26 protein-coding genes and 1 pseudogene are annotated in these 23,345 nt (G+C 68.0%); 17 read left to right on the top strand and 10 right to left on the bottom strand.

Annotated features, from left to right (window positions below):
* Positions 1 to 36: 36 nt before the first annotated feature.
* On the bottom strand, positions 37 to 855 hold the full coding sequence (locus AU193_RS11105; RefSeq protein ID WP_064422431.1) for a DUF1206 domain-containing protein: 819 nt from the start codon (positions 853 to 855) through the stop codon (positions 37 to 39).
* A 137-nt stretch (positions 856 to 992) separates the two neighbouring features.
* Between AU193_RS11105 and AU193_RS11110 the strand changes: the two genes are divergently transcribed.
* From AU193_RS11110 to AU193_RS11135, 6 genes are all read left to right on the top strand, one after another.
* A complete protein-coding gene (locus tag AU193_RS11110) occupies positions 993 to 1,361 on the top strand; it encodes a YraN family protein (protein ID WP_064422432.1) in 369 nt (122 codons plus the stop codon).
* On the top strand, positions 1,362 to 2,873 hold the full coding sequence (locus AU193_RS11115) for a YifB family Mg chelatase-like AAA ATPase (protein WP_064422433.1): 1,512 nt from the start codon (positions 1,362 to 1,364) through the stop codon (positions 2,871 to 2,873). It begins immediately after the preceding gene.
* Positions 2,870 to 3,994, top strand: a complete 1,125-nt coding sequence (gene dprA / locus AU193_RS11120; RefSeq protein WP_064422434.1) for a DNA-processing protein DprA — start codon at positions 2,870 to 2,872, stop codon at positions 3,992 to 3,994. Before AU193_RS11115 ends, dprA begins: the two co-directional genes overlap by 4 nt.
* Before the next feature lie 107 nt (positions 3,995 to 4,101).
* Positions 4,102 to 5,262 carry an alpha-hydroxy-acid oxidizing protein gene (locus tag AU193_RS11125; RefSeq protein WP_064422462.1) on the top strand — a complete coding sequence of 387 codons (1,161 nt, stop codon included), beginning with the start codon at positions 4,102 to 4,104 and terminating at the stop codon, positions 5,260 to 5,262.
* A 33-nt stretch (positions 5,263 to 5,295) separates the two neighbouring features.
* On the top strand, positions 5,296 to 6,198 hold the full coding sequence (locus AU193_RS11130) for a tyrosine recombinase XerC (RefSeq protein ID WP_064422435.1): 903 nt from the start codon (positions 5,296 to 5,298) through the stop codon (positions 6,196 to 6,198).
* Between the two features lie 72 nt (positions 6,199 to 6,270).
* A complete protein-coding gene (locus tag AU193_RS11135; protein ID WP_064422436.1) occupies positions 6,271 to 7,158 on the top strand; it encodes an alpha/beta fold hydrolase in 888 nt (295 codons plus the stop codon).
* On the opposite strand, the gene AU193_RS23575 is transcribed toward AU193_RS11135, so the two are convergent.
* Positions 7,142 to 7,426 carry a hypothetical protein gene (locus tag AU193_RS23575; protein WP_064422437.1) on the bottom strand — a complete coding sequence of 95 codons (285 nt, stop codon included), beginning with the start codon at positions 7,424 to 7,426 and terminating at the stop codon, positions 7,142 to 7,144. The genes AU193_RS11135 and AU193_RS23575 overlap by 17 nt on opposite strands.
* Before the next feature lie 133 nt (positions 7,427 to 7,559).
* Complete coding sequence (locus AU193_RS11145) at positions 7,560 to 8,060, bottom strand: murein hydrolase activator EnvC (protein ID WP_064422438.1); 501 nt, start codon at positions 8,058 to 8,060, stop codon at positions 7,560 to 7,562.
* A 284-nt stretch (positions 8,061 to 8,344) separates the two neighbouring features.
* Between AU193_RS11145 and rpsB the strand changes: the two genes are divergently transcribed.
* Genes rpsB through AU193_RS11160 form a run of 3 tightly spaced genes read left to right on the top strand, consistent with a single transcriptional unit; the run spans position 8,345 to position 11,497 of the window.
* Entirely contained in the window at positions 8,345 to 9,208 is an 864-nt protein-coding gene (gene rpsB / locus AU193_RS11150; protein ID WP_064422439.1) for a 30S ribosomal protein S2, read from the top strand.
* Between the two features lie 12 nt (positions 9,209 to 9,220).
* A complete protein-coding gene (tsf, locus tag AU193_RS11155; RefSeq protein ID WP_064422440.1) occupies positions 9,221 to 10,036 on the top strand; it encodes a translation elongation factor Ts in 816 nt (271 codons plus the stop codon).
* A 57-nt stretch (positions 10,037 to 10,093) separates the two neighbouring features.
* Entirely contained in the window at positions 10,094 to 11,497 is a 1,404-nt protein-coding gene (locus AU193_RS11160) for an amidase (RefSeq protein ID WP_064422441.1), read from the top strand.
* Positions 11,498 to 11,499: 2 nt separating this feature from the next.
* On the opposite strand, the gene AU193_RS11165 is transcribed toward AU193_RS11160, so the two are convergent.
* Together AU193_RS11165 and AU193_RS11170 are read right to left on the bottom strand one after the other, a co-directional pair.
* Positions 11,500 to 12,621 carry a glycerate kinase gene (locus AU193_RS11165; RefSeq protein WP_064422442.1) on the bottom strand — a complete coding sequence of 374 codons (1,122 nt, stop codon included), beginning with the start codon at positions 12,619 to 12,621 and terminating at the stop codon, positions 11,500 to 11,502.
* Between the two features lie 20 nt (positions 12,622 to 12,641).
* Positions 12,642 to 13,076, bottom strand: coding sequence for a MarR family winged helix-turn-helix transcriptional regulator (locus AU193_RS11170; protein ID WP_064422443.1), 435 nt, complete (start codon positions 13,074 to 13,076; stop codon positions 12,642 to 12,644).
* Positions 13,077 to 13,112: 36 nt separating this feature from the next.
* Between AU193_RS11170 and AU193_RS11175 the strand changes: the two genes are divergently transcribed.
* From AU193_RS11175 to rlmN, 5 genes are all read left to right on the top strand, one after another.
* On the top strand, positions 13,113 to 13,790 hold the full coding sequence (locus tag AU193_RS11175) for a class I SAM-dependent methyltransferase (protein ID WP_064422444.1): 678 nt from the start codon (positions 13,113 to 13,115) through the stop codon (positions 13,788 to 13,790).
* A gap of 87 nt (positions 13,791 to 13,877) precedes the next feature.
* Positions 13,878 to 14,660 carry a UMP kinase gene (gene pyrH, locus AU193_RS11180; RefSeq protein ID WP_064422445.1) on the top strand — a complete coding sequence of 261 codons (783 nt, stop codon included), beginning with the start codon at positions 13,878 to 13,880 and terminating at the stop codon, positions 14,658 to 14,660.
* Between the two features lie 75 nt (positions 14,661 to 14,735).
* The gene (gene frr / locus AU193_RS11185; RefSeq protein WP_064422446.1) at positions 14,736 to 15,293 is read left to right on the top strand and encodes a ribosome recycling factor; all 558 of its coding nucleotides are present in this window, start codon (positions 14,736 to 14,738) and stop codon (positions 15,291 to 15,293) included.
* Positions 15,293 to 16,171 carry a phosphatidate cytidylyltransferase gene (locus tag AU193_RS11190; protein ID WP_064422447.1) on the top strand — a complete coding sequence of 293 codons (879 nt, stop codon included), beginning with the start codon at positions 15,293 to 15,295 and terminating at the stop codon, positions 16,169 to 16,171. Before frr ends, AU193_RS11190 begins: the two co-directional genes overlap by 1 nt.
* A 33-nt stretch (positions 16,172 to 16,204) precedes the next feature.
* Positions 16,205 to 17,329: a 23S rRNA (adenine(2503)-C(2))-methyltransferase RlmN gene (gene rlmN / locus AU193_RS11195; protein WP_064422448.1), complete on the top strand. Its 1,125-nt coding sequence runs from the start codon at positions 16,205 to 16,207 to the stop codon at positions 17,327 to 17,329.
* Positions 17,330 to 17,401: 72 nt separating this feature from the next.
* On the opposite strand, the gene AU193_RS11200 is transcribed toward rlmN, so the two are convergent.
* The 4 genes from AU193_RS11200 to AU193_RS11215 all read right to left on the bottom strand — a co-directional run bounded on the left by AU193_RS11200 (position 17,402) and on the right by AU193_RS11215 (position 21,081).
* A complete protein-coding gene (locus AU193_RS11200; RefSeq protein ID WP_064422463.1) occupies positions 17,402 to 17,824 on the bottom strand; it encodes a nuclear transport factor 2 family protein in 423 nt (140 codons plus the stop codon).
* Between the two features lie 11 nt (positions 17,825 to 17,835).
* On the bottom strand, positions 17,836 to 19,332 hold the full coding sequence (locus AU193_RS11205) for an aldehyde dehydrogenase family protein (protein ID WP_064422449.1): 1,497 nt from the start codon (positions 19,330 to 19,332) through the stop codon (positions 17,836 to 17,838).
* Positions 19,333 to 19,413: 81 nt separating this feature from the next.
* Positions 19,414 to 19,959 carry a TetR/AcrR family transcriptional regulator gene (locus AU193_RS11210; RefSeq protein ID WP_064422450.1) on the bottom strand — a complete coding sequence of 182 codons (546 nt, stop codon included), beginning with the start codon at positions 19,957 to 19,959 and terminating at the stop codon, positions 19,414 to 19,416.
* 21 nt (positions 19,960 to 19,980) lie between these two features.
* A complete protein-coding gene (locus AU193_RS11215) occupies positions 19,981 to 21,081 on the bottom strand; it encodes a phosphotransferase (RefSeq protein WP_064422464.1) in 1,101 nt (366 codons plus the stop codon).
* A 47-nt stretch (positions 21,082 to 21,128) separates the two neighbouring features.
* On the opposite strand from AU193_RS11215, the gene AU193_RS11220 reads away from it, so the two are divergent.
* Positions 21,129 to 22,295: a CaiB/BaiF CoA-transferase family protein gene (locus AU193_RS11220; protein ID WP_064422465.1), complete on the top strand. Its 1,167-nt coding sequence runs from the start codon at positions 21,129 to 21,131 to the stop codon at positions 22,293 to 22,295.
* Here the strand turns inward: AU193_RS11220 and AU193_RS11225 are convergent.
* Positions 22,276 to 22,812 carry a TetR/AcrR family transcriptional regulator gene (locus tag AU193_RS11225; protein WP_064422451.1) on the bottom strand — a complete coding sequence of 179 codons (537 nt, stop codon included), beginning with the start codon at positions 22,810 to 22,812 and terminating at the stop codon, positions 22,276 to 22,278. The genes AU193_RS11220 and AU193_RS11225 overlap by 20 nt on opposite strands.
* Positions 22,813 to 22,878: 66 nt before the next feature.
* Here AU193_RS11225 and AU193_RS11230 point away from each other — a divergent pair.
* Positions 22,879 to 23,072, top strand: a pseudogene (locus tag AU193_RS11230) (cytochrome P450); the annotation flags it as partial.
* Between the two features lie 8 nt (positions 23,073 to 23,080).
* A complete protein-coding gene (locus AU193_RS11235) occupies positions 23,081 to 23,272 on the top strand; it encodes a ferredoxin (RefSeq protein ID WP_064422466.1) in 192 nt (63 codons plus the stop codon).
* Positions 23,273 to 23,345 lie beyond the last annotated feature (73 nt).

A 23,345-nucleotide genomic window follows, 5' to 3' on the forward strand; every position in this document is an offset into this window, starting at 1 on the left:
GAGAGGTGCCGACGGTTCGAGGCGATGGGCGAATCGTCACATCCGCCCGGATCGGGCGCGTACGAAGTTGTAGACGCCGAAGGCGGCGATGCCGATCGCGGCGAGTATGAGAAGGAACTTGCCGAACGGCGCTTGTCCGAGCGTCTTGACCGCCGCGTCGAGTCCGGACGCCTTGGCGGGATCGGCCTGCAGGGTGGCCACCAAGACGAGCACGCCCGCGCCCGCGAGTACCAGTCCCTTGGCGGTGTAGCCGGCGATGCCCACTGCGGTGACGCCGGTGCCCCCGGAAGCGCGCAGATCTTTGAAGAACCGCTTCGTGACGCCCTTGTAGACGTGGTAGCCGCCGACGCCGATCAAGCCCAGCCCGACCGCGATCAATATGGCTTTGCCCCAACTGGATTGCATCATCTGCGCGGAAAGGCCGGCGTTCTGTTGAGAACTCTGCTGGCCGCTGCCCATGGCGAAGCGGGCCGCCGAGAACGCGATCGCGAAGTTGACGGCGGCCAGCCCGAGCGACTTGGCTCGCTTCCAGGCCGGAGTGTCGTCTCGGAAGCGGCCCGAACCCTCACCCGGCCTCGGGCCGACGATCGCCTCGGCGACGCGCCACAGTCCGAGCGCGAGCAATCCGGCGGCGACAACCCACAGGAGCACTGCGCCGCCCGTCTGCTGCGCCAAGGTCGCCAGCGCCCCCGATTGGTCGGCGCTGCCGCCGGAACCCAACGCGATGCGCAGGATCAAATAGCCGACGAGCAGATGGAGCACACCGCTGACCGCGAAACCGGCACGTGCGGTGTATTCGAACGCATCGCTGTCGGTCGCCCGGTCGGCGACTCCGTGTAACGAGTTGTCGGTCATGCCGGCGTGTACCCCGTCTTTGACGTCGGCGAAACGGCGTGGGCCCGAGCTGTGGATGAAGTTCGGGTTGGGGATAACTGGTCGCCGCGGACCCAGGACGCCGCTGATGTGTCGGTCACCTGCTCGACGGTGAAGCCATGGACTCATGGACTCGCGCCGAGATCGGTGCCCTGGGAGAGCAACTCGCGGTCGACCACCTGCAGTCGCTGGGGCTGCGGGTGCTGGAGCGCAACTGGCGGTGCCGGTACGGCGAGCTGGACGTGATCGCCGCCGACGACACGTCCCGTGCTGCGGTCTTCGTGGAGGTGAAGACCCGCACCAGCGAGCGGTTCGGCGGGGTCGAGGAGGCGGTGACCCCGCAGAAGGTGCGCCGGTTGCGGCGGCTCGCCGGGTTGTGGCTGGCCGCCCAGGAGACGGGATGGTCGCAGGTGCGCATCGACGTCGTCGGGGTGCGGATCGGCAGGCACCGCACCCCGGAGATCATCCACCTCGAGGCGGTGGGGTAGATGGCGCTGGGACGGGCGTACTCGGTGGCGGTGACCGCGCTCGACGGTCAGATCGTCGAGATCGAGGCTTATATCGGCTCTGGTCTGCCGAGCGTCCATCTGGTCGGTCTGCCGGACGCGGCACTCCAGGAGTCGCGCGACCGGGTGCGCGCCGCGATCACGAACTCCAATTACGACTGGCCGATGACCAGGCTGACGATGGCGCTCTCACCAGCGACGCTGCCCAAGGTCGGGTCGGTCTACGACCTCGCGTTGGCGTTGTCGGTGTTGTCGGCCGGCGCAGGAGAACAGTGGCCACGGCTCGAAAAGACCGTGCTGCTCGGTGAATTGGCCCTCGACGGCCGAGTTCGTCCCGTCAAGGGCATCCTGCCCGCTGTGTTGGCCGCCAAGCGGGAAGGCTGGCCGGCGGCCGTCGTGCCTTCCGGCAACCTCCCCGAGGCCAGCCTGGTGGACGGTATCGAGGTATGGGGAGTCCGCACGCTGGGCGAGTTGAAGTCGTGGATCGAAGGCAAGCAGCGTCTCGAACCCCGCATCGCGTCTCCGTCGTCGCCACCGGCACCCGTCGCCGACCTCACTGACGTGGTCGGCCAGAGCGAGGCCAGGTACGCCGTCGAGGTCGCGGCGGCCGGCGGTCATCACCTCATGCTGACCGGACCACCAGGGGTTGGTAAAACGATGCTGGCCCAACGTCTTCCGGGATTGTTGCCGTCACTGTCGGAAAGCGAGGCGCTGGAGGTCACCGCGATCTACTCGGTGGCGGGCCTGCTCGCGGACGATGCCCCGTTGATCACCCGGCCGCCCTTCGTCGCCCCGCATCACACGTCGAGCGTGGCCGCGATGGTCGGCGGCGGTTCGGGGATGGCGCGCCCGGGTGCGGTCAGCCGGGCACACCGTGGCGTGCTGTTCCTCGACGAGTGTGCCGAGATCGGCAGCAGCGTGCTCGAGGCATTGCGTACTCCGTTGGAGGACGGCGAGATCCGCCTCGCCCGCCGTGACGGCGTCGCCCGATATCCGGCGCGGTTCCAGCTCGTCCTGGCCGCGAACCCGTGTCCGTGCGCCCGTCCCGACCCACGGGACTGTGTATGTAGCGGCCATGAGAAGCGACGCTACCTCGGTAAGCTCTCCGGTCCGCTGCTCGACCGGGTCGACCTGCACGTGAGGATGCACTCGCTACGGGCGGGCGCGATCGTCGCCAAGGACGGCGAATCCACCGAACTGGTGCGCGAACGGGTGGCCGCGGCACGGGCGGCCGCCGCCGAGCGGTGGCGGCCCTACGGGATCGGCACCAATGTGGAGGTCAGCGGCTCGTTGCTTCGGCGCAGGTTTCGACTGCCCCCTACGGTGATGAAACCGTTCGAGGCGGCGCTGAATCGCGGGACGCTCAGCGCCCGCGGAATGGACCGAACGCTGCGGGTCGCGTGGACGCTGAGTGACCTTGCGGGCCGGACATCGCCGGTTCTCGACGACGTCACCACTGCGTTGAGTTTCCGACCGGCCGGAGGTGTGCCGTGACCGACAGAAGCGCCGCAGCGTGGGCGTATCTCTCGCGCGTCGTCGAACCTCCGTGTCCTGCGCTGGCGGCGCTCGTGCAGCGGGTGGGGGCGGTGGAGGCCGCGGAGCGGGTGAGACGGGCCATGGCGGGCGAGGCAGTCAACCGTCATGCCGAGGCGCGTCGTGACATCGACTGCGCCAGTGAGGATTTAGCGGTGCTCGCGCGGCTCGGAGGCCGGCTGATCACCAGCGAGGACGACGAGTGGCCACTGCTGTCGTTCGCAGGGTTCGCGGGTGCGCCGGACCGGTTGCGGCCGCAGGCGCATGCGCCGATGGTGCTGTGGGCGGTCGGCCCTGCAACGCTCGACGAGGTCGCCTTCCGGTCCGCGGCGGTCGTCGGGACGCGTGCCGCTACGACCTACGGCGAATTCGTTGCGCGCGACATAGCGACGGGCCTGGCGGAGCGTGACGTCGCGGTGGTGTCCGGTGGCGCGTTCGGCATCGACGGCGCCGCGCACCGCGGGGCGCTGGCCGTGGAGGGGATGACCGTTGCCGTACTAGCCGGGGGCATCGATATCCCGTATCCGGCTGGGCATTCCGCGCTGCTGCGCACAATCTCCGAACACGGGTTGCTTCTGAGCGAGTATCCGCCCGGCGTGCGACCGGCCCGCCACCGGTTTTTGACCCGGAACCGGTTGGTGGCCGCGCTGGCCGGGGCGACCGTCGTGGTCGAGGCGGGTGCGCGAAGCGGTGCAGCAAATACCGCGGCATGGGCGCGGGCGCTCGGCCGCCCGGTCTGTGCGGTACCCGGGCCGGTGACGTCGTCGGCATCGGTCGGATGCCACGCGCTGCTGCGGGACCGAGCGCATCTCGTCACGCGCGCGGCCGATGTCGTCGAACTGGTCGGCAGGATGGGTGAACTGGCGCCGGACGAGGATCGTCCGGTCTCACCGTTGGACGAGCTCAGCGACGTCGAGAAGAGGGTCTACGACGCGCTGCCGCGCCGGGGAGGCCGGACGGCCGAGGAGCTCGCGGTGGCTTCCGGCCTGCCAGCCCGCCAGGTGCTGGGCCCGCTGGCGAACCTCGAGCTCTGCGGACTGGTGGTCAGCCGCGACGGGAGGTGGAAGCTTGCGGCGGGCTGATCCGCGCCGTCCTCGCACGCGGCCGCACCGAGGCCTCGCCGTCCTGGGAGGCCGAGGTCGCCGAGGCCGAAGCCGATACCTGCGGGGAGGCCTGGCACGCTGGCCGCATGACGTTCGGTAACTACCAGTTCGAGATCTACCTGCAGGGCCTCTCCGGCATCGTGCCGAAGCTGCCGATGACCTTTGCGGAGTGGGAGGCCAAGGCGGAAGCGGCCATGCCGCCGTCGGTGTACTCCTACGTGGCCGGTGGCGCGGGAGACGAACGAACCCAGCGGCTCAATCGCACCGCGTTCGACAACTGGGGCTTGATGCCGCGGATGTTCCGCGCGACACGCGATCGCGACCTGTCGGTCAACGTGTTCGGCATGACCCTGCCGTCGCCGGTGTTCATGGCGCCGATCGGGGTGATCGGCATCTGTGCGCAGGACGGCCACGGTGACCTTGCCACCGCCCGCGCCGCGGCCCGCACAGGTGTGCCGATGGTGGTGTCGACCCTCACCGAGGATCCGCTCGAGGACGTCGCGGCCGAATTCGGCGATACGCCAGGGTTTTTCCAGCTGTACACGCCGACCGACCGGGAGTTGGCCACCAGCCTCGTACACCGCGCCGAGGCCGCCGGATACAAGGGGATCATCGTCACCCTCGACACCTGGGTCCCGGGTTGGCGCCCCCGGGACCTGTCGACGTCGAACTTCCCGCAGCTGCGTGGCCGCTGCCTGGCGAACTACACCAGCGATCCGGTCTTCCGCGGTGGGCTGTCGCAGCCGCCCGAGGAAAACCCGCAAGCCACCGTCCTGCATTGGGTGGGGCTCTTCGGCAACCCGCTGACGTGGGACGACCTGCCGTGGCTGCGTTCGCTGACCGACCTGCCGCTCATCGTCAAGGGCATCTGCCATCCCGACGACGCGCGGCGGGCCAAGGACGGAGGCGTCGACGCGATCTACTGTTCCAACCACGGCGGACGACAGGCCAACGGCGGCCTCGCCGCCATCGACTGTCTGCCCGGTGTCGTGGAGGCGGCCGACGGGCTGCCGGTGCTGTTCGATTCGGGTATCCGCAGCGGCGCTGACATCGTCAAAGCGCTCGCACTGGGCGCCACCGCGGTCGGCGTCGGACGGCCGTATGCCTATGGGCTGGCGCTGGGCGGCGTGGACGGTGTCGTGCATGTGCTGCGGTCGCTGCTTGCCGAGGCCGATCTGACGATGGCCGTGGACGGTTATCCCACCCTCGCCGATCTCAGTCCGGACACGCTGCGGCGCGTCACCTGAGCGTTGCGGTGGGGCTCTGCGACGGTTGGGGTCGTGGAAGGTGTCCTCGAGGAGTTCGACGAGTATTTGGCTTTGGAGCGCGGCCGCTCCGAGCACACGCGTCGGGCCTACCTCGGTGACCTGCGATCGCTGTTCGGTTTCATGGCCGAGCGCGGACACGACGTCGGTCTCAACGCACTGAGTCTGCCGGTGCTGCGGGCATGGCTGGCCGCCCAAGCCGCCGCCGGCGCCGCCCGCACGACGCTGGCCCGGCGCACTTCCGCTGTCAAGATGTTCACCGCGTGGGCGATGCGGCGCGGACTGATCGCGGCCGACCCGGCAGCGCGGCTGCAGGTGCCGAAGGCCCGCCGTGAGCTACCCGCGGTGTTGCGCGAGGACCAGGCGCTCGACGCCATGGCGGCCGCCAAATCCGGTGCCCAACAGGGTGATCCGATGGCGCTGCGCGACCTGTTGATCGTGGAGTTGTTGTACGCCACCGGTATTCGCGTCAGCGAGCTGTGCGGGCTCGACATCGACGACGTCGACATGCCGCGACGGCTGCTGCGTGTCGTGGGTAAAGGCAACAAACAACGGACGGTGCCGTTCGGTGCGCCCGCCCAGGAGGCGCTGACGGCGTGGCTCGAGCGTGGTAGGCCCGCATTGGCCACCGCGGATTCGGACCCCGCACTGCTGCTGGGAGCGCGTGGCCGTCGGCTCGACCCGCGCCAGGCGCGCACCGTCGTACACCAGACCGTCGCGGCGGTCGACGGCGCACCGGATATCGGGCCGCACGGGTTGCGGCACAGTGCCGCAACGCATCTGCTCGAGGGGGGCGCCGACTTGCGCATCGTGCAGGAGCTGCTCGGCCATTCCAGCCTGGCCACCACGCAGCTCTACACGCATGTCACGGTCGCACGGCTGCGCGCCGTCCACGACCGGGCCCATCCGCGCGCGTGAATATGGTGATTTCGGTGCGCTACTGACCGCTCATCGATCGCGGGTGCACCCAAGATCACCGAGGGAGGTCATGTGCGAAGGGCAACAGTGCGGCTGTCGTGGGGAACCATCTCCTATCTCGAGTGGACACCCGCGGAGGCTGGCGCCATGGCGACGGTGGTGCTGCTGCACGGCGGGGGAGTGGACAGTGCGTCGCTGTCCTGGAGCGGGGTCGGGCCGCGGCTGGCGGCCAGCGGCTACCGCGTGCTGGCGCCTGATCATCCCGGCTATGGCGACAGCCCGCCGGCGCCATGGCCGTCGACCCAGAACCGGTTGGTCGGCTACGTCGGTGAATTCGTCGACGCGCTTGTCTTGGACCGCTACGCGATCGGCGGCTTGTCGCTCGGCGGTGGAATGACGATCGGGCATGTGTTGGACCGCCCCGACAGTGTCACGGGGGCAATGCTTTTGAGCAGCTACGGGTTCATGTCCCGGCTGTCTGTCGGTCCGCTGTCGGGCGCTCGCCAGGTGCTGACCTGGGTCATGGTGCGCACCGGCCTGCTGAGCGCGGTGAGCCGGTGGACGGGGCGAAGCGAGCGTGCGATGACGTGGCTCATGCCGGCGTTGATCGGCGACCCCGCTCAACGGACACCCGAACTGGTCGACGAGATCCTGTCGGCCGCCCGAGCGGAGCATGCATTCGAGGCGTTCGGGCAGTGGCAGCGCGACCAGGTCAGGTGGAATCGCCTCACCACCGAGTACCGCAGCCGGCTTGCGACGTTCCCGCGTCCCGCGCTGATCGTCCATGGAGACAAGGACACCAGCGTGCCGCTGGCGGCGGCTCGCGCCGCGGCCGAATTGATTCCGCATGCTCGCCTCGAAGTGATTGCAGGCGCCGCACATTGGGTGCAGCGGGACCGGCCCGACGTGGTAGTGCCCGCGATGCTCGAGTTCCTCGACACGCTCAGCGCAACAGCTTGATCACCTCGGACATATCCGGCATCGCCGAAGGCCGCCCGGGCAGTTCGTCGAACACGGTCCAGTAAACGATGCCGAACCGTTGCCGGCGGTGAATCAGTTGCTCGGCGGCTTGTTGTGGCTCGGCGGTCTCGACGACCGCCTGACCCAGCACGTCGAAACCGGAAGTTTCGACAGCGCGGGCGAAGGCCCGCATCTGCTCGCCGGTGCGCGGCAGGCCGGCGGTCAGCCCGAAACGCAGCGGTCGGGAGCGATGAGCGTCGGTGGTCATGGTTCCGGCGTTAGGCGCACGCTCGTCGCGGGCCGAGGGTGCGCAAAGCTCGGAAAGTAGCCGGCGTGTCGTGTACAGACATGCGCGCTCGCGCGAAAGGAAAGCAAGGTGCGTGCTCGCGCAATGAAGCAAGTCAGCCGGGGATCGGTTTGAGGCGGATCGGGGTGGTGAGCACCAGGCCCAGCGGGTCGACGTAGTCGGCGCGCGAAGCCGGACCCCACATCGCGCCCCAGTGCAGGCAGGCCGATCGCGGGCAGCCGGGATGCCCGGCCTCCAACACCCCGATCACGGTCTCGGGGTCGACGCGCTGTCCCCGCACCACCGTCGCCCGGACCGGCTCGTAGCTGGTCCGTAGCCCGCCGGGGTGGGCGATCGAGACGACCGGCCGCCCTGCCAAGTCACCCGCGAAGACCACGGTGCCCTCGGCCGCCGCCAGCACGCGCTGGCCGGGCGTGCCTGCCAGGTCGACGCCCCGATGCCCCGGTGTCCAGTTCGGCGTCGCAGCGTCGAAGGCCCTGGTCACTTCGGGGCGTGGCCGCAGCGGCCAGGCCAACCGGCCGCCTTCGGCCGCGACGGGCACCGCCCAGGCAAGACCGCAAACCAGCACGGCGCCACCGAACGCGATCCATCGCATCACCCCAGCTCAGCGGACATGCCCGAGCCGCGCCAGAGGTTGACGACGATCTGTGGACAGCCTGCTCGGCGTGGAGAAAGCACCCCTGGGCGGGGTGTAAACTGCAAACCGCAGCTCGCTTGCGCGGGCTGACTTCGCGTGTCTGCACCGCGACCCGTTCCACTAGGTCGTTTCCCGGAGGCCGTCGGTCCCGTCTTTTCGGACGGGTTCTGGCTTCCGAGCAGTCACCAGGGCCCGGCGTCACCCGACGTCTGGCATCAACCGACGAAAAGGACCATGGACTCATGGCTGTTGTGACCATGAAGCAGCTGCTCGACAGCGGCACCCACTTCGGGCATCAGACCCGTCGCTGGAATCCCAAGATGAAGCGGTTCATCTTCACCGACCGCAACGGCATCTACATCATCGACCTGCAGCAGACGCTGACCTACATCGACAAGGCGTACGAGTTCGTCAAGGAGACGGTCGCGCACGGCGGAACGATCATGTTCGTCGGCACCAAGAAGCAGGCGCAGGAGTCGATCGCCGAAGAGGCCACCCGCGTCGGCATGCCTTATGTGAACCAGCGCTGGCTGGGCGGCATGCTCACCAACTTCTCGACCGTGCACAAGCGGCTGCAGCGTCTCAAGGAGCTCGAGACGATGGAGCAGACCGGCGGGTTCGAGGGTCGCACCAAGAAGGAAATCCTGATGCTGACCCGCGAGAAGAACAAGCTCGAGCGGTCGCTGGGTGGTATCCGCGACATGACGAAGGTGCCCTCGGCGGTGTGGGTCGTCGACACCAACAAGGAGCACATCGCCGTCGGCGAGGCGCGCAAGCTCGGCATCCCGGTCATCGCGATCCTCGACACCAACTGCGATCCCGACCTGGTCGACTACCCGATTCCGGGCAACGACGACGCGATTCGTTCGGCCGCGCTGCTGACCAAGGTGATAGCCGCCGCGGTCGCCGAGGGCCTGCAAGCTCGGGCGGGGGTGGGCCGGGACGGCGGCAAGCCGGACGCCGATGCCGCCGAGCCGCTCGCCGAGTGGGAGCAGGAGCTGCTGGCGAGCGCGACCGCCACCGCTTCTCCGACCGCCGCGGGCGCCGAGCCGGGCACCCCCGAGGCGGACATCCAGACCGAACCCAAACCCGCACAGAACCCGTAAGAGAAGGCTGATATGGCTAACTACACCGCTGCCGACGTCAAGCGACTTCGGGAGCTGACCGGCGCCGGCATGCTCGACAGCAAGAACGCGCTCGTCGAGGCCGACGGCGATTTCGACAAGGCCGTCGAGTTGCTGCGCATCAAGGGCGCCAAGGACGTTGGCAAGCGCGCCGAACGCGCGACCGCCGAAGGTCTGGTGGCGGCCAAGGACGGCGCCCTGATCGAGCTGAACTCCGAAACCGACTTCGTCGCGAAAAACGCGGAGTTCCAGTCCGTCGCCGACCAGATCGTCGCGGCTGCTGCGGCCGCCAAGGCCGAAGACGTCGACGCGCTCAAGGCCGCCAAAATAGGCGACACCACCGTCGAGCAGGTCATCGCGGACCTGTCGGCCAAGATCGGCGAGAAGCTCGAGCTGCGCCGCGTCGCCTACTTCGACGGCACCGTCGAGACCTACCTGCACAAGCGTGCCGCGGACCTGCCGCCGGCTGTCGGCGTGTTGGTGGAGTACACCGGTTCTGACAAGGACGCCGCCCACGCGGTCGCCCTGCAGATCGCCGCGCTGAAGGCCCGCTACCTCACGCGCGAGGACGTGCCCGAGGACGTCGTCGCCAACGAGCGGCGTATCGCCGAGGAGACCGCCCGCAACGAGGGCAAGCCCGAGCAGGCGCTGCCGAAGATCGTCGAGGGTCGTGTGACCGGCTTCTACAAGGACGTCGTGCTGCTCGATCAGCCGTCGGTGTCCGACAACAAGAAGACCGTCAAGGCGCTGCTCGACGAGGCCGGTGTCACCGTGACTCGCTTCGTGCGCTTCGAGGTCGGCCAGGCCTGACGTTCTCTGGCGCCCATTTCTGGGGCCGGGGCGGTACGACTTGGTACCGTCGTCGACATGACTCTGATAAGCGCCTTCGTCGACGACGCCCTCGGCGATCTCGACGCTGTCGCCCTGGTGGAGGCGCTGCAGTCGGGCGCGGTGTCGCGAGCCGAACTGGTCGACGCCGCGATCGCCCGCACCGAGGCCGTCAATCCGGTGCTCAACGGACTGGCATACGAGGCGTTCGACCAGGCCCGCACGCGTGCTGGGGCACCGCCCTACGGCGGCTACTTCAACGGCGTTCCGTCCTTCCTCAAGGACAACGTCGCGGTCGCCGCGATGCCGACGATGAACGGCACCGACGCGTGGGAGCCGCGCGCGGAGCGGACGCACGGCGACTTCGCGCGTTCGTTTCTCGCGACGGGTCTGGCGCCGCTCGGCAAGACGCAGATGTCCGAATTCGGCTTCAGCGCCTCGGCCGAGCATCCCCGCCTGGGTCCGGTGCGCAACCCCTGGGACCCTGAGCACACCGCGGGTGCATCGTCATCGGGTTCCGCGGCGTTCGTCGCGGCCGGGGTCGTGCCGATCGCGCACGCCAACGACGGCGGCGGATCGATCCGGGTCCCCGCGGCCTGCAACGGTTTGGTCGGTCTCAAGCCGTCACGGGGTCGACTGCCGCTGGACAGCAAGCTGCGACAGATGCCGGTTCCCATCGTCGCCAACGGCGTCGTCACCCGATCGGTGCGCGACACTGCGGCGTTCTACCGTGAGATCGAGCGGGCGTATCGCAATCCGCGGTTGCCCGCGATCGGCAACATCACCGGGCCCGCAGCGCAGCGGCTGCGGATCGCGGTGTGCACGCAGTCGATATCCCGCGAAGCGAGCCCGGAGGTGCGCGAGCTCACGCTGAAGAACGCCGCACTCCTCGAGCAACTCGGGCACCGGGTCACCGTGATCGACAACCCCGTGCCGTCGCACTTCATGACGGACTTCCTGCTCTACTGGTCGTTTCTGGCGTTCGTGCTTGTGCGCAGGGGACGATCCACGTTCGGACGCAGTTTCGACCGTGGGCGCCTCGACAACCTGACACTCGGGCTCGACCGCCACGCTTCGCGCAATCTGCACCGGTTGCCGAGGGCGCTCGCCCGGTTGTCTCGGATACACAAGGTCACTTCGCGCGTGACCCGGGACCATGACGTCGTGTTCACCCCGACGCTTGCCGATGTCACGCCGCGGATAGGCCATCTCGACCCGACGCTCGACTACCCGACGATCATCGACCGGCTCGTCGAGTGGGTGGCGTTCACGCCTCTGCAGAACGCCAGCGGGGAGCCGGCGATCTCACTACCTCTTGCCGAGTCGTCGTCGGGCCTGCCGGTCGGCATGATGTTCGCCGCGCCGGTTGGCCAGGAGGGCCGGTTGATCCAGCTGGCGTACGAACTCGAGGAAGCGCGTCCGTTCAGACGGATCCACGACTGAGCTCACAGCGAACGGCAGAACTCGGCGACGGCTCCGGTGAGCGACCGGGCGCCCTCGCGAAGCGCCCGCTGGATCGGCGTCCCTTCGGCGGTGATCGCGACGAGTCGCTCGACACCGTGGTCCAGCAGCACGGCGGCATCTGGGGCGACCCGGCCGGCGAAGATGACGACTCGCGCCCCGGCGCGCACGGCCGCTTGGGCGACGCCGAACGGTGTCTTACCCATGACGGTCTGTGCGTCGACGCTGCCCTCGCCGGTGAACACCCAGTCGGCGCCCAACAGCGCACGTTCGAGGCCGACGGTCCCGGCCACCTCCTCGGCGCCGGGTCTGCTGATCGCACCGAGGAATTCGACCAGCGCGAAACCCATGCCGCCCGCCGCTCCCGCGCCCGGGCGCTGTGGTTGGGTGCCACCGAGCGTCGCGGACGCGACCACGGCCAGCCGGGACAGTCCCGCCTCCAGTCGCGGCATGTCGTCGGGGCCGGCGCCCTTCTGCGGACCGAACACCGTCGTCGCACCACTGGGACCCAACAGGGGCGCGGTGACGTCGGAGGCGACCCGCATGCGGACGTCGCGCAGGCGCGGATCCAGACCGGTCATGTCGATGTGTTCGAGGCGTAAGAGATCGCCGCCCCCGGGGGTCAGGGGTTTGCCGTCGGCGTCGAGGAAGGCCACGCCCAGCGCCGTGAGCATGCCCGTGCCGCCGTCATTGGTCGCCGATCCGCCCAGGCCGATGAGGAAGTCCTCGGCGCCGCGATCGAGGGCGGACCTGATCAATTCGCCTACGCCGAAGGTACTGGAGCACAGTATGTTTCGTTCACCGGGCGGGATGAGTTCCAGTCCCGCCGCCGCCGCCGTCTCGATGACCGCCAACTGGCGCAGCGGCACGTATCCGTAGCGTGCGGTGACGGTGCGGCCCAGCGCATCCGACACCGGCACCTCGATGTGCTCACCGTGTAGCGCGTCGACGACCGCGTCGACGGTGCCTTCGCCACCGTCGGCCATCGGCACCCCGACGACGTCGGCGTCCGGCAGCACCGCCGCGACACCGGATTCCATCGCGGCGACCGCTTCGGACGCCGTCATCGACTCCTTGAACGAATCCGGCGCCAGGACGATCCTCATGGCACCAAGTCTCGCAGAACTCAGTCCGTTCCGAGCGCCGCGAGGATCTGCTTGAACTCCCGCTGCTGTCGCTGCGTCAGTTTCGCCATCAACTTGCGCTCGGCGGCGCGCACTCCGGAGTCGGTGCGTCTCAACAACTCCCGGCCCTCACGGGTGAGCCGTGCCGGCAGCGACCGGCCCGACGACACGCTCGCCGGCCGGGATACCAGCCCGCGATCCTCCAGCCCGCGCAGCACCATGTTCATCGCCTGCGGCGAGACGTCGAAGTCGCGGGCCAGTTCGGCGTTGGACCGTCCCTCGTGCTGGGAGAGGATCCGCATGCACAGGTACTGAGGGAACGCCACGCCGAGGGGTTCCAGGACCGTCGCGGTGACCTCGGCGCGCAGCGCTTTGGCCACCCGGGACAGCAGAAAGCCCAGCGGCTGATCCTCGAGCGGCCCATTCATATCAATCATATTGACATATATCAACTACATTGATATCAACGATCCATGACCGAACCGACGGGCGAAATGTTCGACAACGCATACAAGGGCGAGATGCCGGAAATGGGCGGCGGCAAGCCGCCGTGGAGCATCGGTGAACCGCAGCCCGAGCTCGCCCCGCTCATAGAGGAGGGCAGATTCCACGGCGATGTGCTCGACGCGGGATGTGGTGAGGCCGCGCTGGCGATCCACCTCGCAGAACGGGGCTACACCACCGTGGGTCTGGACCAGTCGCCCACGGCGATCGAATTGGCCAGGCAGGAGGCCGCCCAACGCGGGTTGACGAACGCCACCTTCGAGGTCGCCGACATCAGCGACTTCTCGGGCTACGACGGCCGGTTCGGGACGATCGTCGACTCGACGTTGTTCCACTCCATGCCCGTCGAATTGCGCGAGGGCTATCAGCGGTCGATCGTGCGGGCAGCCGCGCCCGGCGCCTCCTATTTCGTGTTGGTGTTCGACAGGGCGGGGATGCCCAACGGTCCCGCCAACCCCGTCACCGAAGACGAGTTGCGCGAAGTCGTCTCGAAGTACTGGACCATCGATGAGGTCAGGCCGGCTCGTATCCACGGCGTCTTCCCGGAAGGATTCAAGGAGTTCTTCCCCGCACTCGACATCCGCGACGAGCCGAAAGGCCGCAAATCCGTGGCTGCGTGGCTGCTGAGCGCCCACCTGCCCGACTGACCCGGCGAGTCGCGACCCACTCGCCGCCGCACGGCCCGCCATGAGGCAGGATGAAGGGAATTTCAGCGAAGACCCGTAAGGAGTCGGATGGCGGACCCCAATGTCGCCGGCCAGGCGGCTCCTGACTCGACAAGTCCCAACGGCGCGGCGTCCGGTTCCATCCGTCCCATGTACAGCCGCGTCCTGCTCAAGCTGGGCGGCGAGATGTTCGGCGGTGGGGAAGTGGGCCTCGATCCCGACGTCGTCCACTTGGTGGCGCGTCAGATCGCCGAAGTGGTCCGCAGCGGCGTACAGGTGGCCGTGGTCATCGGGGGCGGCAATTTCTTCCGTGGTGCGCAATTGCAGCAGCGAGGCATGGAGCGCACGCGCAGCGACTACATGGGGATGCTCGGCACCGTCATGAACAGCCTGGCGCTGCAGGACTTCCTGGAGAAGGAGGGCATCGCGACCCGCGTGCAGACCGCCATCACGATGGGTCAGGTCGCCGAACCCTATATTCCGCTGCGGGCCGTACGGCACCTCGAGAAGGGCCGCGTCGTCATCTTCGGGGCGGGCATGGGCCTGCCGTATTTTTCCACCGACACCACCGCCGCCCAGCGCGCGCTCGAGATCGGTGCCGAGGTGGTGCTGATGGCCAAGGCCGTCGACGGCGTCTTCACCGCCGACCCGCGCAAGGACCCCGATGCCGAACTGCTCACCGCGATCAGCCACCGGGAAGTCATCGACCGCGGCCTGAAGGTGGCCGACGCAACCGCGTTCAGCCTGTGCATGGACAACGGCATGCCGATTCTGGTGTTCAACCTGCTCACCGACGGCAATATCGCGCGGGCGGTCGCGGGTGAGAAGATCGGAACACTAGTCACCAGCTGACACGCCTGCGAGCCGGGGAGCGAAGGCGCGCACGCCAGACCGGTGACCGACGCGCACAGACGAAGGAGAAGAACCGTGATCGAGGAAACCCTCTTCGATGCCGAGGAGAAGATGGAGAAGGCGGTGTCGGTGGCGCGCGACGACCTGTCGTCGATCCGCACCGGCCGCGCCAACCCCGGTATGTTCTCGCGTGTCAACGTCGACTACTACGGATCGCCGACACCGATCACCCAGCTGTCGAGCATCAACGTGCCCGAGGCGCGGCTGGTGGTGATCAAGCCCTACGAGGCGGGCCAACTGCGCAACATCGAGGATGCGATCCGCAACTCCGACCTCGGCGTGAACCCCACCAACGACGGCAACGTCATCCGCGTGGCGATCCCGCAGCTGACCGAGGAGCGCCGCCGCGACCTCGTCAAGCAGGCCAAGGCCAAGGGGGAGGACGCCAAGGTGGCGGTGCGCAACATCCGCCGCAAGGCGATGGAGGAACTGCACCGCATCAAGAAGGACGGCGAGGCCGGCGAGGACGAGGTATCCCGCGCGGAGAAGGACCTCGACAAGTCCACCGCCACCTACACCCATCAGATCGACGAGCTGGTCAAGCACAAAGAAGGCGAACTGCTGGAGGTCTAGTGACCGAACAGCACAAGGGACCCGTGGCAGAGACGCCGGTCGACGAACCGCCCAAGAAGAAGTCGCGGGCGGGCCGCAACCTGCCCGCCGCCATCGGGGTCGGCGTCCTGCTCGGCGCCATGGCGATCGGCATACTGCTCTTCTGGCCGATCGGATGGCTGCCCGTGCTGGCGGTGTTCATCCCGATCGCCACCCACGAGGTGATCAGCCGGCTGCGCGAGGCCGGATACGACCTCCCGATGATTCCCTTGCTGCTCGGCGGTCAGGCGATGATCTGGTTGAGCTGGCCGTACGGCCCGGCCGGGGTGCTCGGGGCCTATGGCGGGACGATCGTCGTCTGCATGGTGTGGCGGCTGGTCGGGCGCGGCTTACGCCACCAGCCGATCAACTACTTGCGCGACATCGCCGCCGCAGTGCTGCTCGCGACGTGGGTGCCGTTGTTCGCCAGCTTCAGCGCGCTGCTGATCTTCCAGGACCACGGCGGCGGCCGTGTCTTCACGGTGATCGCGACCGTCGTGTTCGCCGACATCGGCGGCTATGTGGCGGGCGTGCTGTTCGGCAGGCATCTGATGGCGCCGGCGATCAGCCCGAAGAAGTCGTGGGAGGGACTGGGCGGCTCGATGCTGTTCGGCACCGCCGCTGCCGTGCTGTCGGTGACGTTCCTCATGGACAAGCCCGCCTGGGTCGGCCTGCCCCTGGGGCTCATGCTGGTGATCACCGGCGTGCTCGGCGACCTGGTCGAGTCGCAGGTCAAACGCGACCTCGGAATCAAGGACATGGGCACGTTGCTGCCCGGCCACGGCGGCATCATGGACCGCATCGATGCGATGCTCCCGTCGGCCGTGGCGGGTTGGATCGTCTTGACGCTGTTGGCGTGACGTCTCGCCGAGCTGGGATACTGGTCAAAGCTCATGCCCACCCCTTTGCCGCTCGTCTTCGATGCCCCGCGCCGCGCCATGCCGCCGCGGCATTTCGCCGACCTCGACGAGGCGGGTCGTGCCGCGGCGGTGATCGAACTGGGGCTGCCGTCGTTCCGGGCCAAACAGCTGGCCAACCAGTACTACGGTCGGCTGATCGCCGACCCTCACCAGATGACCGACCTGCCCGCCGGTGTGCGCGACCAGGTGGCCGATGCATTGTTTCCCGCGCTGCTCGATGCGGTACGCGAGATCGAGACCGATGCGGGCGAGACGCGCAAGATGCTCTGGCGCGCGGTCGACGGCACCACGTTCGAGTCGGTGCTGATGCGCTATCCGCAACGCAACACCGTCTGCATCTCCTCGCAGGCCGGGTGCGGGATGGCGTGTCCGTTCTGCGCGACCGGCCAGGGCGGGCTCAAGCGCAACCTGTCGGCCGCCGAGATCCTCGAACAGGTGCGCGCCGCCGCAGTCGAGCTGCGGGACCGCGACGGCGACGGAATCGCGCCTGCGGCCCGAGGCGGCAGGTTGTCCAACATCGTGTTCATGGGCATGGGGGAGCCGTTGGCCAACTACAATCGGGTGCTGGCCGCGGTGCGACGGATTATCGCCCCTGCGCCCAACGGTTTCGGGATCTCGGCCCGGTCGGTCACGGTGTCGACGGTCGGGTTGGCGCCGGCGATTCGCAAGCTCGCCGACGAACGGCTCGGGGTCACGCTGGCACTGTCACTGCACGCCCCGGATGACGAACTGCGCGACACGCTTGTCCCGGTGAACAATCGATGGAAGGTGTCCGAGGCGCTCGACGCCGCGCGGTACTACGCCGGCGTGACCGGCCGGCGGGTGTCGATCGAGTATGCGCTGATTCGCGATGTCAACGACCAGCCTTGGCGGGCAGATCTTTTGGGCAAGCGGCTGCACGGCGCGCTCGGCCCGTTGGCGCACGTCAACGTCATCCCGTTGAACCCGACTCCCGGAAGCGAGTGGGACGCCAGCCCCAAGCCGGCCGAACGCGAATTCGTCAAGCGTGTCCGCGAGCGCGGGGTGTCGTGCACGGTGCGTGACACGCGAGGACGTGAAATCGCCGCCGCCTGTGGGCAGTTGGCGGCCCAGAGCTGAGCTGTTCCGCATCCAGACCGACGCTTTGGCGGGTTTCGTGCGCCGGTTTCCGCCAAAGCGTCGGTCTCGGCGTCACTGTCCGGGCGGGTTGGTGAACCAGACGTTCTCCTCGACCAGGCGGCGGCTGCGCCAGCCGTCCGGAGTCCGCACGAGTTCGTGGTGGTAGTACCCGCCGCAGAAACTCGGTTGGCTCATGCCGGGCAGCTGCATCGGGTTGTAGAACATCGCCCGCACTTTCGCGGTGTCACCGTTGATGTCGGCCTCGACGTTCGTGATGTGGTGCATGCTCCACGGAATCACCCCGAAATTCGCGGCGAACCAGTCCACGACCTCGTCCCGGCTGCCGACGACCGCTCCGGCCGACGAGTAGTCGATGTGCGCGTCGTCGGTGAACACCGACCGATACAGCTCCCAATCCTTGGAGTCGACCGCACGGGCATAGCGGTGCAGCAGCGCGGCGATGTCGAGTTCGTCGCGGACCCGCCGATCGTCCATCAGTGCCTGATTCACGGTCCGACCGTGTCGGGCATGCCGATCGTCTTGGCCTCCAGGTATTCCTTGTATCCCTCTTCGCCGTTGCGGTAGCCCAGCCCGCTCTGCTTGGTGCCGCCGAACGGGCTGTTGATGCCGAAGTGGCTCTTGCCGTTGATCGTCACGTTGCCGGTGCGCATGCGGCAGGCCACCGCGAACGCGCGGTCCACGTCGGCGCTGCTGACCTCACCGGAGAGCCCGTAGATCGTGTTGTTGGCAATCGCGATCGCCTCGTCGTCGGTTTCGTACGGCGTGACCGTGAGCACCGGTCCGAAGATCTCCTCTTGCGCCACTTGCGAATTGGGGTCGACGTCGGCCAGCAGGGTCGGCTGGGTGTAGTAGCCGGTCGGCAGGTTCTCCGGGATGCCGCCACCGGTGACCAGCCGTGCACCCGAGTCGATGCCGCTCTTGATCAGGCCGAGCACCTTCTGGCGCTGCGTCTCGCTGATCTGCGGACCCTGCATGTTGCCCGGCGTCCACGGGTCGCCGACCGGGAAGCCTTCCATCATCGTCTTGAGGATCTCGATGCCCTCGTCATAGCGACTGTGCGGCAACAGGATTCGGCTTGGCAGGATGCAGGATTGTCCGCTCATCACGCACGCCATCATCGCCGCCATCGACAGGGCGGAGTTGAAATCGGCGTCGTCGAGCACGATGTGGGCCGATTTGCCGCCCAACTCGAGAAGCGTCTTCTTCACAGTCGGTGCACCCGCGGCCAGAATCGCCCGTCCGGTCGCCGTCGACCCGGTGAACGTGATCATGTCGACGCGCGGATCGGCTGACAGCGCGGCTCCTACCTCGTTGGCGTTGGACACCACCACGTTGAACACGCCGGCCGGGATGTCGGTCTCCTCGGCGACGATGCGGCCGTACTCGCTGCCCGACCACGGGGTCAGCTGTGCGGGTTTGAGGACGACGGTGTTGCCGGCCATCAGCGCGGGGACGGTCTCGGCGACGTTGAGGTAGAACGGCACGTTCCACGGGGTGATCGCGCCGACCACGCCGACCGGCTCATAGTGGATCTTGCGCCGGGCCGGCCCTAGCGGGGTCTCGTGCACACCGTTGTCGACAAGGTAGTTGAACGCCTTGCCGTGCTCGGCCCAGTGCTTGACCTCGTCGATCGGGCTCTCGATCTGGCTGCCCGTCACCGACACCGGGCAGCCGACCTCGGTGATGAGGATGCGGCGCAGGCGCTCCTTGTTGCGTTCGAAGGCCTCGTGCAACTGGGTCAGGCAGTGGTAGCGGAAGTCGAGATCGCGGGACCAGTCGGTTTCGTCGAAGGCCCGGCGTGCCGCGCCGACGGCACGCGCCATGTCCTCGACGGTGCCGTCGGTGGCCCGGCCGGCGACCTCCTCACTGGCCGGGTGGATGACATCGAACGCCGCACCACTGGCCGTGGTCTGCATTTCGCCGTCGATCAACATGCGCTCGTCGCCGGCCAGCACGCCGGTGTCAGTCTCAACCTGGGTCATGCGAACAGCTTTACAAATTTTTGCGCAAGTGTCAGCCCTTCGGCGGAGCCGAATAATTGATGCCGCGGCGGAGCCGAACGACTATCCCTGTGGCTTGATCCCGGTGGCGTGCCGCAGCTGCGCGAGGAACTGATCGTCGTCGTCGCTGCGCACGATGTAGTGCGAGATTGCGACACGAATTGCGGTGGCCGCCTTGACCGCTGCGTTCGGGCCGCTCAGCAGTTTCTGCAGGCGCGCCCGCATGACCGGGATGATTTTGGTCAGCTGGGAGATGACGACCTCGGGTTCGATGTCGACCAGCCGCACACCCGAGTAGGAGTGCTGATATTCGACGATGAACCGCAGCGCGGCGTCGAGCTTCTCGACGCCCCGCAAGCCGGCCGTCGCCTTGCTGATGCCGTTGTCGAACAGGTCTCGCTCGTAAACGCCGAACGCGTCGAGCAGTTCACCTTTGGAGGCGAACCAGCGGTAGAGCGTCGGCCGGGACACGCCGGCCTGCAGCGCGACCTCCGAGAGGCTGAGCTTGGTCTGCCCGCTTCGCGCGAGGACCTCCGCGGTCGCGACGAGAATCCGGTGCCGCGTCGAGGTGTCCTCGGGGCCGAGTGCGGCGCGCAGCGGTTCGTTCACGGAGCAAGCGTAGATCGTTCTCTACATGGACTCCCGGAGTACTGCGACAGTGTCGAGATCTTGCAGTGCGGCAACTCCCCGGCGCAGGCCTTCGAGGGCGATGCCCTCGGCCTGCATGCCGCCCAATCCGGCGGTGATCAGCGCGGCGACGTAGGCGTAGAGGGCACCCTGACGGTACCGGTCCCATAGCTCGCCGCGGTCCAGCTCCGGTCCGCCGCACGCTGCGAGCGCTTGACGGTAGACGTCGAGCAGGTCGCGTTGGTGTGCCTGGCGATCGGCGACAGTCATGCTGGTGACCAGGGTGTACGCGAGCTCGCGGTTGGGATGTCCGCGCCGGACGGCCTGCCAGTCGAGCAAGCCGGCCTCGCCGTTGCGGAAGTAGACGTTGCCCGGATGCGCGTCGCCGTGCATGACGGTGTGCGGCGGCTCGTCGATGAGCCGGGCCACGGCACGGTAGCTCTGGTCGATGAAACGTCCGGTTTCGACCGCGATATCGGTGCGCTCGGCGATGCGGCGCGCCGACATCTTCAACAGGGGCCCGGTGAGCAGCGACGCGGTATCGCCCGATGCGGTGTAGAGCCAGCCGGGCACGCGGTTCCAGAACGTCGCGTGCAGCCTTGCCAGGAGCTCGACGATCTTCGCGGCCTGGTCGGCGCTGATCGGGTGCAGGGTGTCGGGGAACTCGCATTCGCCGGCGGGCAGATCCTCCAGAACGAGTACATAGCGGCCCGTCACCGAGTCGAACGCCGAGCCGTGATAGGCCGGGACGCCGGTCAGCCGCGGGGCCAGTTCGCGGTAGAAGCGGGTTTCGGTCGCGCCGAGCCGCCCCATCTCGCCCATCAGGCGGGTGGCGACGGTCTCGGCGGTCAGCTTGACGAATATGGTCTGCGGGACGTCGTCACCGGTGAGCGCAAGCCGGGCGCGCGACGAGGTGCCGGAGTCGCCGCCCAACACCGACACCGCGGTCACGCGACGGCCGATGATTCGCGACAGGGCCGGCGCGTCCAGTTCGGACACGGACCGCGGAAGTGAGCGGAGACGACCGATCGCGGCGTCGGTGGCGATACGTTGTACCCCGCGGCCCAGATGTGCGGCCAGGCCGACCACCGGCTTAGCGTGCATCACCACGCCAGTTTACAAATTCGCGAAATAATGTAAAGAAGGTGTCGATGGCGGGTCCGCTCGAGGGTGTGCGCGTGGTCGAACTCGGCGTGTGGGTGGCCGGGCCGGCGGCCGCAGGGATACTGGCCGACTGGGGTGCCGACGTCGTCAAGATCGAACCACCGACCGGCGATCCGGGCAGGTTGTTCGGCAGGATGCTCGGGGTCGACGGCGACATCAGCCCGCCGTTCGAGATGGACAACCGCGGTAAGCGCAGCATCGTGCTCGACATGACGACGGCCGATGGCCGCGCCACGGCCCGTGAATTGATCGAGGGCGCAGACGTTTTCGTCACCAACGTCCGCCCGGGCGCATTGGCGCGCATGGGACTGGACTTCGCGGAGGTCACCGCGCACAACCCGCGACTGGTGTACGGGTTGATCACCGGCTACGGCCAGAGCGGGCCGGACGCCGACCGGGCGGCCTACGACGTCGCCGCGTTCTGGGCGCGAGCGGGTCTGGCGCACCTGCTGACACGCCCCGGTCAGACCCCGCCGTTTCAGCGCGGCGGGATGGGCGACCATGCCGCGGGTATGACTCTGGCCGCGGCGATCTGCGCGGCGTTGGTCGCGCGGGGCCGCACCGGGAAAGGTCAGCTGGTGAGCACGTCGCTGTACCGCCAGGGCGCCTACACGGTGAGCTTCGACCTCAATACCTTCCTGCTGACCGGGAATTCGATCGCGATCGGGCAGCGCGAGACGATGGGCAACCCCTGTATGAACAACTACGCCGCGGGCGACGGGCGCCGCTTCTGGATCGTCGGCCTGGAAGCCGGCCGGCACTGGCCGCCGTTGTGCCGCGCGGTCGGACGCCCCGAGTGGTTGACCGATCCCCGCTTCGACACCCCACGGGCACGCGCGGTCAACGCGGTCGACCTCATCGCCGAACTCGACGAGATCTTCGCCTCGAAGACCCTCGCCGAGTGGGCCGACGTCTTCGCGAAAGAACCGGACTTCTTTTGGTCGCCGATCAACTCGCTCGAGGACATCGTGGCCGATGAGCAGTTCCACGCCGCGGGCGGAATCGTCTACGTGCCCGACGGCGACGCCGCCGTCCCGATGGTCGCCTCACCGGCCGACTTCTCCGGCACGCCGTGGGAGCTGCGCTCGGCAGCCCCGAGGTTGGGGGAGCACACCGAGGAAATCGTGGCCGAGCTCAGGACGTCTGGTGCTTGACCCGGGCGGCGTGGCGCAGTTGCGCGAGGAAGTCGGCGTCGTCGTCGCTGCGAACCAGGTAGTGCGACACCGCGACCCGTACCGCCGTCGCCACGGCAAGACCGGGATCGGGTCCGGTGGACAGCCGTTCGAGGCGCTGGCGCATCAACGGAATCACGCGGGAGAGCCGCTTGATCACCTGCTCCGGTTCGATGTCGAGCATTCGCAGGCCCGGATAGGACTGCTGATAGTCGACGATCACCCGCAGCGCCGCGTCGAGTCGCTCACCGGGCGGCAGATCCGCCGTCGCCTCGGCCACCGCGCGTTCGTAGTACTGACGCTCCCAGACCACGAACGCGTCGAGCAGGTCGCGCTTGGAGGCGAACCAACGGTAAAGAGTGGGCCGCGAGACCTGCGCCTGCAGCGCGACTTCCGAGAGGCTCAGCTTGGTCATGCCGTGGCGGCCGAGCACCTCCGCGGTCGCGGCGAGAATGCGTTCGCGCGTCGACGAGTCTGCATCGATCCCCGGCACCGTCATAGCTTTACAAACAATTGACCAAGTGTCACGCTGAATCGGTGACATCAGCCCGCGAATTCAGCGCTGTTCGACCTGTCCCGGTCACCCAACCCACACCCTGGGGTTCGGCGGCGGAGGGCCCGCACTTCTGCCTGGGGAGCCAGCAGGCCAAGGCCGAGTTGCGAATCCTGTTCGGAGAGTTGCTGACTCGGCTGACGACGATCGAGTTCGGTGAACCCGATCGACACGGCGCCAAACGGCTGCCCGCCGTCGTTCGCTAGGAGTGAGCATGCGCGTCGAAGTCGATCTGGACAAGTGCACCGGGCACGGGATCTGCGAGTCGATCGCCGATGAGGTGTTCGAGGTCGGCGACGACGGCATCGTGCTGATCCACGAGCCCGAGCGACCGGAGTCTGACAGGGACCGCATGCAGCAGGCCGTGACGCAGTGCCCGGCCGCGGCGTTGCGCTTGATCAACTAGGGCGTGTCTGACAAATGGGGTAGCCAGAGGGTGATGGCGCGTAGGACTGCTGCGCCGCGGTAGACGATGGCGA

Source organism: Mycobacterium sp. GA-1285, from assembly GCF_001499905.1.
In the GTDB taxonomy this organism is placed as follows: domain Bacteria; phylum Actinomycetota; class Actinomycetes; order Mycobacteriales; family Mycobacteriaceae; genus Mycobacterium.